The organism is Clostridium lacusfryxellense (assembly GCF_018861735.1).
Lineage (GTDB): Bacteria > Bacillota > Clostridia > Clostridiales > Clostridiaceae > Clostridium_AD > Clostridium_AD lacusfryxellense.
Genome location: NZ_JAHLEB010000057.1, coordinates 14,162 through 30,087 on the forward strand (window position 1 = coordinate 14,162; position 15,926 = coordinate 30,087).

The window sequence follows — 15,926 nt, forward strand, 5'->3', positions numbered from 1 at the left end:
TAATAACTTTCTCCTCTCACTATAAGATACTTGAGCCCTTAATTTTTTTGCTGATTTGATTTGCTAAAATTACTAATACCAAAGTTACAACAGATTTAAATAATCCAACAGCAGTAGTGTAACCGTAATCTGCTTGTTGTTGCATAACCCTAAATGTGTAAGTTTGAATAGTATCTGAAACACTATAAACTACAGGGTTCATAAGGTTAAATACTGAGTCAAATAAATTTAATACTTTGGCTAGATCAAGTATAAATACAACAAGAATTGTATTCATAATTCCAGGCAAAGTAACATGAATACATTGTTTAATTCTACTCGCACCATCTATAGCAGCGGCTTCATATAATTCAGGGCTAATTCCAGAGAGTGCAGCCAAATAAATTATAGTTCCCCATCCAGTATCTTTCCATCTTGCTATGAAAAGGAATATAGGCGTCCACCATTTTTCTGATACTAAGAAATAAAATGGTTTGTAACTTAATTGAACAAGTATTTGATTTATAAATCCATCCTGAGGTGATAAAATTATTGTAAATATGGAAGCTACAACTACCCAAGATAGAAAATGAGGAAGATATAAAAGTGTTTGAACAAAACTTTTAGCAAATTTACTACTTAATTCATTTAATAATAAGGCAAAAATGATTGTTACTACCATACCTATTGAGAGATTCAGTAAGCTAAGGCTAATTGTATTGCTAAAGGCACTTAAAAACTTAGGAGTTTTAAATAATACTCTGAAATTTTCCAAACCTATAAACTTCGCAGGGGCAAAAGGGCCGTATTTTGTAAATGCAAATTTAATACCATACATAGGCATGTAGTAGAATAAGAATGTAATTAATAAGACTGGAAGAAACATAAGATAAAAATATTTATATCTGATCATTCTTTTTATCACACTACTATTCGATGTTTTCATAACATTAGTATTTGATGTTTTTCTTGTTTTAGTTTGCAATTAATTAGTCCTCCTTTTGTATTAGTTGAATTTAAAACTCATAATTTATATAAAATATAATTGGAAGTAAAATTAAAAATTACTTCCAATTATAAATTAAATTAAATTATTATTTATTAAGATCAGCTAGAATACTATCAACTAATGATTTTGAATCTTTATTGTATTTAGCTAAACCATCATCAACTGACAATGTTCCAACAAGTACATTAGAGATTACTTCGGTTTTTATTGCTAATAAGTCTGGAATTGCTTTACTAAGAACTTCAGATGCAGGTAACAAAGGTTCTAGAACTGAGTCTTTAGTAAATATTTCTAGAGAATTAGTTATTCTCTCATCAACAACAACTGGGTTTTTGAATTTTGTTAAAGATAATTCAGCTGCTTCATATATTTTGGGGAACTGTATTTTAGGATCAAGTTTGCTAGGTACTTTTGCAGTAACTCCATCTTTAACTGTGTAGTTTATATCCTTAATTCCATTTGTAAATATCATTTCGCCTTCGCCACCATCATGCATATACTCAATAAGATATTTGAATATTCCTTCTGGGTTTTTTGCTTTGCTAGTTATTCCTAGTGCAATAGGTGCTCTTTCAATATACTTAGTTTCTTTTATTGTAGGCATTGCAACAACTTTTCCACTTGGTACAGCTTTTTGTAAGTTTTGTTCAATAACTCTATTCCAATCTCCTGCCAATAAGTGAATGCTCCAATTTTTCCAGCATAGAATTTATCACGGACACTTGAAGTTTTATTTGTAACTATCTCTTTGTCAATTAAGCCATCAGCATAAGCTGTACTTATTCTTTCAAGAGCAAGTTTCATATTAGGTTGTGACATACCATCTACCCATTTACCATCAACTTGTGTAAAGTTAGGTATAGCATCTTGGTAGAATTCTCTCAAATATATAGAATAAGGAACTTCTGTGTTTATTACTCCAGCAGCACTAACAGGAATAATAGTTTTCTTACCGTTACCACCAGTTTGAATTGGGTAGGCAAATGATTTATCATTTACTTTAATTGAATCTGAATATTTGGGATCAATATCTTTTAGAACTTTAGACTTGGAGATTGTGTCTGTCATATCCCAAAGTGCCCCATTACTTCCAAAAGTAGTTAAGTACGTGCTGGCTATTTCTACTACATCAGGTACATCACCAGATGCGAATTGAAGACTAAGCTTATCGTAATACTGATTATGAACCGGTTGTGTTACTTTAAGTTCCATACCTGTTTGTTTTTTGAAACCTGCTAGGAATTCATCCATGCCATCTTCAGGTTTTAGAAAAGTATCAGTAGTCATTTTTATTATTGTTGGTTTAACTACTGCCCCATTTTCTGCTTTTGTCACAGTTTCTTTAGTATCATTAGATTTACATCCAACTAAACCGCCAGTTACCAAAGCGAGAGATAAAGCTAAACCTACACTTCTTAGTATCGATTTTTTCATTAATAATTTCCCCCCTTAAAAATGGATTATTTAGATGGTTATTATATTTATTTAAAGAATAGCGATTATATTATTACTCAAGATACTCTTTATAAGGCAGATGTATATTATAATATGGTACTGAAATTTAAGCCTTCAGAGTATGGAAAATGGTTGAAAATGCTAATGAGTGATCATTATGCTTGCGAGTATGTGCCCTTAACATCCTATGATGTAAAGGGTTTAGACTCTAATAGAACCAATTTTCTTCAATCAGTTCCTTTTGGGTATAATGAAAAACCAAAGGGTGCAATGACAATCGTATTCAAAAACGAAAAAATAACAGAATTAATTTCTTACATTGATATATCAAAAGGGGGATTCATTTATGTCGAAAATGATGAGGGTAATGTAATAACCAGTTTACCTGGAAATATCAATCCTAGCAATAAGATTAACGCAAAGGAGTTAACAAAAGAGGAAGGATTTTTCTCCAAAAATATCGATGGTAAGAAGATGATTGTGACATATATAACTTCCAAAGAAAGAGGTTGGAAATATGTTATTGCATTGCCTTCCAAATTAGTATTTGCAAACCTAAATGACTTTACTTTGATTTCTTTTAAAATATTTTTGATTACACTTTTAGCTGGGGTCATAATTGCAAGTATACTTGCTTATAGTAACAGTAAACCTGTCTTTGATATTGTTAAACAGTTAAAACAGTTTACTGGAGAAGAATCAACGCCTAGTGGAAATGCATTCTCCTTAATAAATGGTAGTGTTTCTAATTTGATTTCTACAAATAATGAACTTCAAAATGATATAAATAATCAAAAATCATTAATTCATTCTTCTTTCCTTGATAAAATTATAAGAGGACAGATAACTTCTCTTTTTACATCTGAGTTATTAAATTTTAGTCTTACATCGATTAGATATTTTAATAACTTAACAGCAACTTCCTTTGCTTCTGATGTACTTCTATTAACCCAAAATCCTGATGGGAAGCATGGGATCGTGCCTTGTAATAAAAGCTCGTATATCTCTATATCTTCTAAATAAGTAAGATCTATTTTTAAATTTTCAGGCATATCAATAACCTCCTTAACTCTTTAAATTATTGACAAACCATATAAATATCAATCATGTATAGGAATATAAATTTACAACAATTTAAAGTAAATATGTTTGTGATTAAATATATTACTAAATGCAATTTCATAAAACCACTTTTAAAAACTAAAAATTTAGTATATAATTATTACGAACTTATGTTCTAATGTGAAGAGGTAAAAATGAAGATTATTGGTGATTTTAATGGTTTGGAGGTAGCAAGTAATGAAGGTTTTAGCTTTACCTATAGAAATGGTTTCTTACACAGACAATAAAGGTGCTATAAAGCCTATTAGGTTTAGAATGCAAATAAATGATGAGCCTATGCAAGTTATAAAAATAGATAAGGTTATAGTAAAAGATATTGAGAAACTTGCAGGTAATGTTATGCTTGTTTATAAGTGCCAAAGTTTAATTGATGGTGCTCTAAAATTATTTGAAATTAAGTATAATCTTGCAACATGTAAATGGATTTTGTTTAAAATTTAAAGTGTAGTTAAGTTGTGTAAAATTAATTACAGACAGGGGTTATACAATGAAAATGATGTGTAAATGCGGAAATATAGAAGATATAAAAACAGATAATAAAATAGCTGATTTTGAATTTAAAATTTATGATGGATAGTATTAGTTTGCAAGAAATGTAATGAAGTTGTTGTTATAAACCCAAAGGATTTATAAATCTCTAAGAAAGATATATAATGCTTCTCTTAAATTCATGACCATTTTACTGAGATGTTTTATACGTTTAAAAGAGAGGGCTGTATTATGTGATACAAGTAATACATAGGTAGTAGGTAGGTAGTAAGATTTGAGTTAAATTTAACTATGAAAAGATGGTACACTTTGAATACTCAGGTATTTAGAGTGTTTTTTATTTATCTTAATTGATAATAGAATAAGAGGACCCTTTGGGGAAAGATCCTCTCATAAATATACAAACCAAAATGTTACCTTTAATATATCACATATTGATGTAAATATATAGATAACTTAGAAATAAATGCGCATTTTCTAATTTTCTACTATAAATAATTAGTTGTGAATGTAAATAAAAACATTTGTTTTTGACTACACTTTAATTGTTAAGTGATGATTGAATTTATATTTCAATTATAAGGGTTTTAAGATGCTTTTATATTAAAAACTGTAGTCGAAACATTTATAACATTTTGTATACAGTTTGGTATAGATGGCATACTACATAATGAGAGTGAAGTTGAAAGGGTGGAATATATGTTATATGGATATGCAAGATGTTCTACAGACAATACTAAGCAGGATATAACAAGACAGACAAGAGAATTAGAGGCGTTAGGAGTTACTACTAATAATATATACCTGGAATATGCAAGTGGCACTAAAATAGACAGAATAGAATTTAATAAGCTATTAGTTAAAGTTACAGAGGGTGACACTATAATAGCAACAGAGGTCAGTAGAATAACCAGAAGCACCAAACAATTATGTGAAGTTATAGAATTAGCTAAAATTAAGAAAATCAAATTAGTATTAGGAAATTTTATTGTAGATTGCATAAAAGAATTAGATCCTATGACTGAAGGAATGTTAAAAATGATGGGTGTGTTCTCTGAGATAGAACGTAACATGATAAGTCGGAGAGTTAAAAGTGGTTTGGCTAATGCTAAAGCTAAAGGGAAATTATTAGGTAGACCTACAACTACTATAGAAAATATTCCAGTAGCAGTATTCAAAGCATATGACCGATTAAAGAATGGCAAAACAAATAAGAGTGAATGTGCTAGAGTGTGCGATATATCTAGGTCTTGTTTATATAAATATATTAAGCTTATTGAAGAAAGTAATATGCAAGGCTAGTACAACTTTTCATAGAATTTGTGGAAAATATGGATTATAATATAATTGCATTAGTTTTGGATAGTGCAATTATTTAAATTTGGAGGAAAACTAATGATTACAGGTGAATTAAGGAGTAAAGTAGATAAAATATGGGAAACTTTTTGGACCGGTGGAATATCAAATCCATTAGAAGTTATAGAGCAATTTACATACCTTTTATTTATTAAAGGCTTAGATGATAAAGAAACAATAAGTGAAAATGAAGCATCATTTTTGAATATAGAATTTGAAGGTATGTTTCCAAGTGATAAGCAACATTTAAGGTGGAGCAAATTTAAAGACTTTGAAGCAGGAGAAATGTATAAAGTAATGCAAGAAGAGGTGTTCCCATTTATAAAGAATCTTCATGGAGATGAGAATTCTGCTTATGCAAAATACATGGGAGATGCAATTTTCAAAATACCAACTCCGTTAATGATTTCCAAAATAATAGATGGAATAAGCAACATAAATATGGAAGGAAAGGATACAAAGGGAGATCTTTATGAATACCTACTTTCAAAGGTCGCAACAGCAGGTACTAATGGTCAGTTTAGAACACCTAGACATATCATTGATATGATGGTAAAACTTATGAAGCCAACACCAGAAGATATTATATTAGATCCAGCGGCAGGGACAGCGGGATTTTTAGTATCAGCGCAACAATATTTACGTGATAATCATGCTGATTTATTTTTAGTTAAAGGGTTAAAAGAGCACTTTAATAATAATATGTTTTATGGCTTTGATATGGATAGCACCATGCTTAGAATAGGTGCTATGAATATGATGTTACATGGAGTTGATAACCCAAATATTGAATATAAAGATTCGCTATCAGAAGTGAATACGGACAAGGATAAGTTTACGCTAGTACTAGCAAACCCTCCTTTTAAGGGAAGTTTAGATTATGAAGCAGTATCAGCAGATTTATTAAAGATAACTAAAACAAAGAAGACAGAGATTTTATTCTTAGCTTTATTTCTAAGAGAATTAAAAAATGGTGGAAGAGGTGCCTCAATTGTTCCAGATGGAGTGTTATTTGGATCAACTGGAGGACATAAATCTATAAGACAAGAAATAATAGATAACCACAAATTAGAAGCTATCATATCAATGCCGAGTGGAGTTTTTAAACCATACGCAGGAGTATCAACAGCTATCATGATATTTACCAAAACAGGTAGTGGTGGAACAGATAAGGTGTGGTTTTATGATATGAAAGCTGATGGATATAGCTTAGATGATAAGAGAAATCCTATTGAGAATAGTGATATAGATGATATTATAGAAAGATTCAGTAATTTAGATAAAGAAACAGATAGTAAAAGAAAAGAGCAATCCTTCTTTGTTCCTGTACAGGAAATAAGGGATAATGGCTATGACCTTTCTATTAATAAGTATAAGGAAATAGAATATGAGGAATTAGTTTATGATGCTCCTAGTGTTATTTTAGAGAAGCTTAAGGGACTAGAGGCAGAGATAGTTGTGGGGATAGAAAAACTAGAAAGAATGATAGAGGGGTAGATAAATGAAATATGTGTTAGCTGAGATATTTGAAAAACCTAAAAGTGGCGAGTGGGGAAAAAATTTAGTGGAAGGTGAGGAAGGTATTAAAGTAATTAGAACTACTAACTTTACCAACTTAGGAAAATTAGACTATAGTAAAATTGTTTTAAGAAATATAGACACGGAAAAGTATAAAGATAAGATGTTAAAATATGGAGATGTAATAATAGAAAAATCAGGTGGAAGTCCGTCACAACCAGTAGGAAGAGTAGTTATATTTGAAAAGAGTACTGAAGAAAAATATTACTGTAATAACTTCACTGCAGTATTAAGACCTACTAAATTAGTGAATTACAAGTACTCATTTTATTTACTTAAAGATCTATATAATAAAAGAACAGTATTAAAGTATCAAAATAAGACTACAGGAATAATAAATTTAAGATTAAATGATTATTTGCAGAATATAGAAGTGATTTTACCAAATATAGAAATACAACAAAAAATAGCACAAGCCTTAGACAAAGCTCAAGAATTGATAGATAAAAGAAAAGCTCAAATAGAAGCCTTAGGTGAATTACTAAAAAGTATTTTTTATGATATGTTTGGGGATCCTATCTTAAACAATAAATTATGGGAACGAGTAAAAGTAATAGATGTATGCGATTGTATGGTGCCAGGAAGAGACAAGCCTAAAAGTTTCACTGGAGATATTCCATGGATAACAATAGAAGATTTAAATAGGGGAGGAGTAACATATAAGTCTAAGAGTGATATGGCTCTTACAATTGAGGAAATTGGAGAAGTAAAAAGAAAAACAATACCAAAGGGAAGTGTAATATTAAGTTGTGTTGGTAACTTAGGGATTACATCAATTGCAGGAAAAGAAATGATAATCAATCAACAGTTGCATTCATTTCAGTGCAAAGAAAAAATAAACAATTACTATTTATGCTATGTTCTTCCTTATTATAAAGGCGAAATGGAAAGAATGGCAACCTCAACTACAGTTTTATACATGAATAAGACAACATGTAATTTTATAAATATTATTTTACCTCCAATAGATATCCAAGATGAATTCGAGCAAATAGTAGAAACAATAGAAAAGCAAAAAGAATTACTACAACAAAGTCTAAATCAACTAGAAAGCAACTTTAATTCAATAATGCAAAAGGCATTTAAAGGAGAACTATTTAACTAAAAAGGAGATAGGAATTTATGGGAAAATTTTTTAATTATGTTGAGATGTTACCAATAATATTTAGACAGTTAGTGGAATCAGAAAATTATAAAATTGATACTACTCTTACTGAAGGAAGAGTTAAAGAAATACTTTCTGAAAGCATACCAGTAAAAGGTGTATATCTAATGTATGATAAAAAAGTTCCTATGTATGTGGGTAGATCAAGGACACTAGCACAGAAGATTGGTACCGATGAGAGATCATTAGGAGAGATGCAAGCTACAGTTTCTAAGAAATTAATGAGGACAGAGAGTAATAATTTTTCAACAATGAAAGATGCTCGTGAATATTTATTCAATAATTATAGTGTGAAATTTATAAAAATAGATGATGAGATATTAAGAGCTATGTTTGTTATTTATGTGGCTACTGAACTTTCAACGCCATTTAATAGCTTTATGGAAACTTAATTAACAAATATTAAAGATATTTTTAGGGGGGCTAAAAATGTGGGCAATTTTAACTTTTTAAGTAATAAAGACATTTTCAAAGGTTTTACACCAGCGTGTATTGAAGCTGAAAAGAGTATATTAGTAAGTCCGGCTACTTGTGCGATACTTGCAAGAAGAGCTTTGGAGTTATCTGTTAAATGGGTATATAGCTTTGATCAAGATTTAAAGGTACCTTATCAAGATAATTTATCAAGTTTAATTCATGACAATAGTTTTATTATACTTGTGGATGCAAAGATGTTGAGGCTATTAAAATACATAGTTAGTCTTGGAAATGTAGCAATTCATACAAATTCTAATATTAAACGTCAAGAAGCAATTCTTACCCTTCATAATCTTCATCAATTTATCTCGTGGATTGATTATTGCTATGCAGATGAATTCACTGCGGGTGAATTTAATGAGGGGATTTTATTGCAAGGTGAAGAAAATAGAACTAAACCAGAGGAGCTTAAAGACCTTTATGAAAAATTAAGTTCAAAGGATAAAAAACTTGAAGAAATAATAAAACAAAATGAAGAACTTAGAAAAGATCTAACTGAAAAGAGAAAGATGAATACTAGCTCTGAAAATTATGACTTTAATGTAGATGAAATTTGTGAGTTTGAGACAAGAAAGAGATACATTGATGTTGAACTCAAACTTGCTGGATGGGATTTTGGCAAAGATATTGGTGAAGAAATTGAAGTTACTGGTATGCCTAGTGACACAGGGCTTGGTTATATAGATTATGTATTATATGGATCTAATGGCAAGCCAGTAGGTATTGTTGAAGCTAAAAGAAGTAGTAAAGATGCAAAGATAGGACAGCAGCAGGTAAAATTATATGCTGATTGCATAGAAAAACAGTTTAGTCAGAGACCTATAATATTTTATACAAATGGGTTTGAGACGTATTTATGGGATGATTTTAATGGCTACAGCGAAAGAAGAGTTTATGGTTTCTTTAAAAAGGAAGAGTTACAATTATTAATTGATAGAAGGACCAGTAAAAAAACATTTGACCAAATTGGAATGAAGGATAGTATAGCAAATAGATATTATCAGAAAGAATCAGTAATTTCAGTATGTGAAGCAATAGATAAAAAACAAAGAAAAATGCTTCTTGTAATGGCTACAGGTAGTGGAAAAACAAGAGTAGCCATATCAATAGTTGATGTGTTAACAAGACATAACTGGGTTAAAAATATATTGTTTCTAACAGATAGAAAAGCATTAGTAAAACAAGCGAAAAACAGTTTTTCAAAGCTTTCACCAGACTTAGCGCTATGCAATCTTCTAGATAATAAAGATAATCCGGAAGAAGCAAGAATGATATTTTCAACCTATCCTACTATGATGAACGCCATAGATGATCGGAAATCTAAGAATGGAAATAGGTTACTTACACCTGGACATTTTGATTTAATAATAGTGGATGAGTCACACAGAAGTATATATAAAAAATTCAGAGCCATATTTGATTATTTTGATGCTTATCTTCTAGGATTAACTGCTACTCCAAAGGACGATATAGATAAAAATACCTATAGCATATTTGATTTAGAAAGTGGAGTGCCAACATATGCTTATGAATTAAAAAAGGCAGTAGAAGATAAATACCTTGTAAGCTATGAGGTTTTAGAATATGAGTCAATGTTAATGAAAGATGGCATAAAATATGACAAGTTATCTGATGAAGATAAAGAAGCTTATGAGGATACTTTTGACGATGACGAAAATATAGGTGAAGAAATATTAAATTCTGCTATTAATGAATGGTTATTTAATGATAATACTATTGATTTGGTTTTGAATAAGCTAATCGAGGAAGGTATAAAAATTGAAGGTGGAGAAAAACTGGGTAAAACAATAATATTTGCAAAAAATAATAGACATGCAAAAGTTATTGTTGAAAGGTTTAATAAACGGTATCCTGAATTAGGAAGCCAATTTTGTAGAGAGATTGATTATTCTATTAATTACGTAGATAGCTTAATAGATGACTTTTCAGATAAAGGTAAAATGCCTCAAATTGCAGTTTCGGTAGATATGCTAGATACAGGAATAGACATACCAGAAATATTAAACCTAGTTTTCTTTAAAAAGGTGAGATCTAAATCTAAGTTTTGGCAAATGATAGGTAGAGGAACAAGACTTTGCCCTGATCTTTTAGGTGTAGGAATAGACAAAGAAAAGTTTTTAGTATTTGATTTTTGTAACAATTTTGAATTTTTTAAGGTAAACCCAAAAGGGTTTGATGGTGCTACTACCCAAAACCTTACAGAAAGAATATTCAATTTAAAGTTAAATATTATTAAAGAGCTTCAAGACATTAAGTATCAAGAGGGTGAATATAAAACCTTTAGGGATGCTTTGGTTGAGAATGCGGTGTTAAGTATTAATTCATTAAATGAGGATAACTTTAGAGTACATATGGAGCTAAAGTTTGTTCACAAGTATAAACAAGCGAGCGAGTGGACATCACTTGGAACAATTGGTGTAAATGAAATTAAAGAAAATGTTTCTTCATTGATCACCCCATTAAATGATGATGAATTTGCGAAAAGATTTGATGTTGCAATGTATACAATTCAGCTTGCAAAACTTCAAGATGGAAATGCAACAAAACCTATTAAAATTGTAATTAAGACCGCCGAGAAACTTTCAAAACTTGGAACAATACCAGAAGTGAATGCTCAAAAGTCTGTAATAGAAAAGGTTATGACAGAGGAATTTTGGGAAAGTGCTGACATTTTTGATCTAGATTCCGTAAGAGAATCTTTACGTGAACTGTTAAAGTATCTTGAAAAAGAGATTCAAATAATTTATACTACACATTTTGAAGATATAATTGTTAGGGAAGATAAGAGTGGAGCTTTTTATAACGCTAATGATCTTAAAAACTATAGAAAAAAAGTGGAGTTCTACCTTAAAGAGCATAAGGACGAAATATCTATTTTTAAGCTTAGAAACAACAAAAGGTTAACTAAGCAAGATTTAACCGCCTTAGAAGATTTAATGTGGAAACAGTTAGGAACACAGGATGATTATAAAAAAGAATTTGGTGAAATGCCAGTTAACAAATTAGTTAGAAAAATAGTAGGACTAGATAGACAAGCAGCTAATGAAGCTTTTACGGAGTTTCTAAGCAATGGAAATCTAAATATAAAGCAAATGCACTTTGTTAAGTTAATTATTGATTATGTAGTAGTTAATGGATTTATAGAGAATAATCGAGTTCTTATTGAAGATCCATTTAGAAATGTTGGTAATATAACAGAGTTGTTTAAAGAAAATATGGATGATGCAAGAAAAATAATGAGCACTTTATCTAATATTAAAATTAATTCTGAGGAAGTAGGATAATTAAGACTTAAGAGATAGCTAGAGGCTATCTCTTTTCTAATGTAACTATGAAAGTTAATCTCTACAATTTAACTATTATATAACATAAATGTGACATAAAAATCGTACCTTTTAAAGTTTATTATATTGATCTTAGAGAGAAATATAAAAATAAAATAATGCTCGGAGGTAAAAAACAATATGGAAATAAATAATTTTTATAATTTTAAAAATACAGTAAGACATTTCTTAAATATAAATAATGTACGTTGTCCAGTTAAAATTGATGAAATGGAAATTAAAGATTTAGCTTGGACTAAACCTATAAATTTTAGAGTTAGAAAACAAGATGATCAATACAGAACATTAAAGATGCCAAATGTTTTAAATTTCTTATGTGCATACAAACGTTTTAAAGATTCAAAAGACTTTTTAGATATTTATAATATAGATAATCACAAAAGGTTAGTACCTAATTTAGATACTGGAGATTTTGCAGCGGGTACATACGATGAACAATTAGAAAATGACTTTCAAGAATTATGTATATATGATAATTTACTTAAATTAGATATTAAAGGCTATTATGAAAGAATTTATGCGCATGATATTAAATTTGAAAATAAAGGAGATGAAAACTATTTAACAAATTTAAATACGGGAAACACTAATGGTCTAATAATGGGTAATTATATATCATTGTATTTTGCAGAAAAATATTTAAAGGAAATAAGTAATGAAATTGAAATTAGATTAAAAGAAGCTAAAATTGAGTGTAGTTTTTCGTACTTTTCAGATGATTTTTACTTTTTTTGTGATAAAAAATATAATGAAAATGTAATTAGCATATTTGATACTGTCTTGGAAAAATATAGTTTAGAAAGAAATGATGGTAAAACAGAATTATGGACGTATTTACCATATAATAACTATCATCTAATTGAAAAATATTGGAAAAAAATTAGATCAGAGTGTAAACGTAGATTTGATAAAAGTATAAATAATAATAAACTCTATTTTAGTAATCAATTAATTTATCGTGTATCTAATTTAAAAGATGATAAACTAAAAAAAACCTTTCTAAACACCTTTTTTAAATCAACGTATTTTCAAGAAATTGATATTAAAAAATATGCTTTCGAAGAATTTAATTATCATCAATTATGTTATATATTCAAATTTTCTCCTGAAACTATGTTATATTCTATAAATCATTTTAAATATTTGGATTATTTTTCAGGAGAAAAATTCAAAAAATTTCTAAGGGTAAGATACAATGATGTATTATCTAAATATTATAATGAAGAACAACTATATTATTATTATACGATTAAAATATTAGGATTCGATTGTATATTAAAAGAAACAGTTGATATCGTTGTTGAAAGCAATAATCAGTTACTCGTATCTTATTATTTAAAGGACGATCTATTTAATTCTGAACATATATTAAAATTAAAATTAAAGAAAGAAGAACGTTATTGGTTTCAAAATTATCATCTAATATTGTTTAGTGATTTAATAGATCATTTAGAAAACAGCATTAGTGAATATTTAATGCCTGCATATGCTATCAAAGATAGACAGAAAAATAGGTATATGGAATTTTATAAAATAAATTTAGAATCAAGCATATCTCTTGTAAAAAATGTAGAATCTATAAGTGGTAACATTAAGGATTACATGGAGTTATTAATAGAAGAACGAATTGAAGTTTTCGGAGAAACGGGAGATGAAAATTAGAAGATACATAATAATTAATAATGAATTACGTAACTTATTAAGATTAACATAATTTAATGTACGTGTGTCTGAATCATTGATTTATATATGATTATATTTTAATTTTCAGTTCAGTAGGCACATTAAGATGGCAGAGAAATTTAAGCCTAGATTATGATATGCCTAATTAAATATTACTTTAAATATTAGATATTCAAAATATATGAGGCGTTCGTATAGAGTATACCGTAGACGAACGAGAACTAATAGCCTTGAAAGTGGCATTATATGGTGGTGAATATACATATAATCCGTTCATGTAATATTTGTACTTTAAACGAACGATTTAATATAATAAGTATAACAAGGTATAGGAAATAGACCCAAAGTGAAAGTAACACAATTGACATTGTGTTACTTTCACTTTGTATTTTAATATAGTTTTTACTTTAAATCACGGTAAATTCATATTTCATGAGAGGGGCCTTCCCCAAAGTTCCTCTTTTTTATTACCATTTATCATTAAAATAAATATAAACGCTCTAAATACCTGAGTATTTTTACACGTAGGGGTGGAGCTAACGGAACCGACAAAACCCACGCTAAGGAATATAGCTCCATAAACCTTCGTTTTCTCTACTTAAATATAAGCATTTTTTATAATTAGTATGCAACAAGCTTATATAATAAATAAATAAAGAAATTGAAATAACTATGAAGAACTATTTATTGATTTTGATATAATGAAAAACCTATTTAAATACGAAAAAATTTGTATTAAGTATAAATAATATTTAAAAACAATCGATAATCTAATGTAACGTTGTATAGTGTTAAAGCAATATTAAAAGAATGACGAAATTATTTTTAATTACTTAAGGAGGAGATTTTTTTGAAACATAAGATTAGCACTAAAATTGTTATTGCTATAGTGGGGTGCTCTATTTTAGTATCAGCGCTTGTGGGAATTGCGAGTATTGTTAAATCCACAAGTATAATTAAGCAGGAAGCCACAGAGAACTTATTAAATATAGCTTCTAGTAGAGGAAATGAATACACAGTAAAAACTACAAAGGTGGAAAACACTGTAAAGGAGTTATCTGGACTAGTTTTAGGGACAATAAAAGTTTCTAAGGTTAAAGACCTAGCCTATATAAATTCATATGAACAACAGTTAATTCCTTTAATGAAGAGTTTAGGTGATAGCAATAATGGACTTGTAGGGCTATATATAAATTTCGACCCTAAATTTACAGATGGAAGTAAGGCTTACGATGTAACTTATAAGTATGACGAGCAGAAAAAACTAAGCTCTATGACAAAAAATAGTTCAAGCCTAAAGGACTTTAAAGAAAATAACGCGGATATGAATTGGTATTATAGTCCAATTAAAGCTAAACTAGGAGTTTGGTCAAAACCTTATATAGACTCAGCTAGTAAAGTAAATATGATTTCTTATACGATGCCTGTGTATGCTAATAATGAATTAGTCGGAGTTGCAGGTATGGATATATCCTTTGAAAGTTTGAGAAAGATAATTTTAAATACAAAGATATATGATACAGGTTCTGCATTTTTGCTAGATAAGGATTACAGTTTTGTAGTTGCTACGGACCAAAAATCGACGGATAAATTAGACACTTTTGAAAATGGAAAATATAAATTTATAACCGATGAATTAAGTAATAAAAAATCTATGGTGCTCGAGACAAATTTTGTGGGGCATAAGCAGATGATGAGTTATTATACATTGAATAATGGTCAAATTATGGGAGTGAAAGTGCCTAGTTCAGAAGTGTTCAAAACCTTAAATGATTCAATATATATTATTATTTTAATTATCACTCTAGGAATTATACTTTCAATAGTTATTGCATTAATTATTGGCAGAAGAATATCTAGACCAATAGAAGTTGCAACAGGTTTTATTGGTAAATTAGCTGAGCTAGATTTAACTTATAACGACAATAACCTTAACCAGATGCTATCAAGCAAGGATGAAATAGGCATTATGGGAACCAGTTTAATAAAACTAAGGGAAGAATTAATAAAAGTTGTTGGAGAATTAAAAAAGGATTCCGCTGAGGTATTAGAATCTTCAAATACTATTTCTGCTACAACCGAAGAAATATCGGGCCTGTAAATAATTTTGTGTAAACAGAATATAATATACTCTTTATTGGCAATAATTGAGATAAGTGATTATCAAAGATTGTAAGGAGGAGTATTTTTATGTCAAACATATCAAAAGAAATTTTAAGAGATTATATCAACGAGCAAAAGTTTACAA

12 protein-coding genes are annotated in these 15,926 nt (G+C 29.1%); 8 read left to right on the forward strand and 4 right to left on the reverse strand.

What is annotated here, in order from left to right:
- Nucleotides 1-19 precede the first annotated feature (19 nt).
- The 4 genes from KPL55_RS21565 to KPL55_RS26965 all read right to left on the reverse strand — a co-directional run bounded on the left by KPL55_RS21565 (nt 20) and on the right by KPL55_RS26965 (nt 3,495).
- Nucleotides 20-964, reverse strand: coding sequence for an ABC transporter permease (locus KPL55_RS21565; RefSeq protein WP_246599732.1), 945 nt, complete (start codon nt 962-964; stop codon nt 20-22).
- A 109-nt stretch (nt 965-1,073) separates the two neighbouring features.
- Nucleotides 1,074-1,664, reverse strand: a complete 591-nt coding sequence (locus KPL55_RS21570; protein ID WP_216308822.1) for a type 2 periplasmic-binding domain-containing protein — start codon at nt 1,662-1,664, stop codon at nt 1,074-1,076.
- Nucleotides 1,580-2,422, reverse strand: a complete 843-nt coding sequence (locus KPL55_RS21575) for an extracellular solute-binding protein (RefSeq protein WP_216308823.1) — start codon at nt 2,420-2,422, stop codon at nt 1,580-1,582. Before KPL55_RS21575 ends, KPL55_RS21570 begins: the two co-directional genes overlap by 85 nt.
- An 827-nt stretch (nt 2,423-3,249) precedes the next feature.
- Nucleotides 3,250-3,495: a DUF4046 domain-containing protein gene (locus tag KPL55_RS26965; RefSeq protein WP_512699273.1), complete on the reverse strand. Its 246-nt coding sequence runs from the start codon at nt 3,493-3,495 to the stop codon at nt 3,250-3,252.
- A 247-nt stretch (nt 3,496-3,742) separates the two neighbouring features.
- Between KPL55_RS26965 and KPL55_RS21585 the strand changes: the two genes are divergently transcribed.
- The 8 genes from KPL55_RS21585 to KPL55_RS21620 all read left to right on the forward strand — a co-directional run bounded on the left by KPL55_RS21585 (nt 3,743) and on the right by KPL55_RS21620 (nt 15,779).
- Nucleotides 3,743-4,006, forward strand: a complete 264-nt coding sequence (locus KPL55_RS21585; RefSeq protein WP_216308825.1) for a hypothetical protein — start codon at nt 3,743-3,745, stop codon at nt 4,004-4,006.
- Nucleotides 4,007-4,753: 747 nt separating this feature from the next.
- On the forward strand, nt 4,754-5,356 hold the full coding sequence (locus KPL55_RS21590) for a recombinase family protein (RefSeq protein ID WP_216308826.1): 603 nt from the start codon (nt 4,754-4,756) through the stop codon (nt 5,354-5,356).
- A gap of 93 nt (nt 5,357-5,449) precedes the next feature.
- A complete protein-coding gene (locus KPL55_RS21595) occupies nt 5,450-6,907 on the forward strand; it encodes a class I SAM-dependent DNA methyltransferase (protein WP_216308827.1) in 1,458 nt (485 codons plus the stop codon).
- Nucleotides 6,908-6,911: 4 nt separating this feature from the next.
- Nucleotides 6,912-8,093 carry a restriction endonuclease subunit S gene (locus KPL55_RS21600; protein WP_216308828.1) on the forward strand — a complete coding sequence of 394 codons (1,182 nt, stop codon included), beginning with the start codon at nt 6,912-6,914 and terminating at the stop codon, nt 8,091-8,093.
- Nucleotides 8,094-8,110: 17 nt separating this feature from the next.
- Nucleotides 8,111-8,545 carry a hypothetical protein gene (locus KPL55_RS21605; RefSeq protein WP_216308829.1) on the forward strand — a complete coding sequence of 145 codons (435 nt, stop codon included), beginning with the start codon at nt 8,111-8,113 and terminating at the stop codon, nt 8,543-8,545.
- A 39-nt stretch (nt 8,546-8,584) separates the two neighbouring features.
- Nucleotides 8,585-11,935: a DEAD/DEAH box helicase family protein gene (locus tag KPL55_RS21610; RefSeq protein WP_216308830.1), complete on the forward strand. Its 3,351-nt coding sequence runs from the start codon at nt 8,585-8,587 to the stop codon at nt 11,933-11,935.
- A 180-nt stretch (nt 11,936-12,115) separates the two neighbouring features.
- Entirely contained in the window at nt 12,116-13,657 is a 1,542-nt protein-coding gene (locus KPL55_RS21615) for an RNA-dependent RNA polymerase family protein (protein ID WP_216308831.1), read from the forward strand.
- An 871-nt stretch (nt 13,658-14,528) separates the two neighbouring features.
- Nucleotides 14,529-15,779 (forward strand): PDC sensor domain-containing protein, encoded by a 1,251-nt coding sequence (locus KPL55_RS21620; protein ID WP_216308832.1) that lies wholly within the window; start codon nt 14,529-14,531, stop codon nt 15,777-15,779.
- Nucleotides 15,780-15,926: the final 147 nt, after the last annotated feature.

What these genes read in the sequence shown, in the direction of transcription:
- KPL55_RS21575 (WP_216308823.1), bottom strand. Translation starts at nt 2,422, where the DNA reads ATGAAAAAATCGATACTAAGAAGTGTAGGTTTAGCTTTATCTCTCGCT.
- KPL55_RS26965 (WP_512699273.1), bottom strand. Translation starts at nt 3,495, where the DNA reads ATGCCTGAAAATTTAAAAATAGATCTTACTTATTTAGAAGATATAGAG.
- KPL55_RS21585 (WP_216308825.1), top strand. Translation starts at nt 3,743, where the DNA reads ATGAAGGTTTTAGCTTTACCTATAGAAATGGTTTCTTACACAGACAAT.
- KPL55_RS21590 (WP_216308826.1), top strand. Translation starts at nt 4,754, where the DNA reads ATGTTATATGGATATGCAAGATGTTCTACAGACAATACTAAGCAGGAT.
- KPL55_RS21595 (WP_216308827.1), top strand. Translation starts at nt 5,450, where the DNA reads ATGATTACAGGTGAATTAAGGAGTAAAGTAGATAAAATATGGGAAACT.
- KPL55_RS21600 (WP_216308828.1), top strand. Translation starts at nt 6,912, where the DNA reads ATGAAATATGTGTTAGCTGAGATATTTGAAAAACCTAAAAGTGGCGAG.
- KPL55_RS21605 (WP_216308829.1), top strand. Translation starts at nt 8,111, where the DNA reads ATGGGAAAATTTTTTAATTATGTTGAGATGTTACCAATAATATTTAGA.
- KPL55_RS21615 (WP_216308831.1), top strand. Translation starts at nt 12,116, where the DNA reads ATGGAAATAAATAATTTTTATAATTTTAAAAATACAGTAAGACATTTC.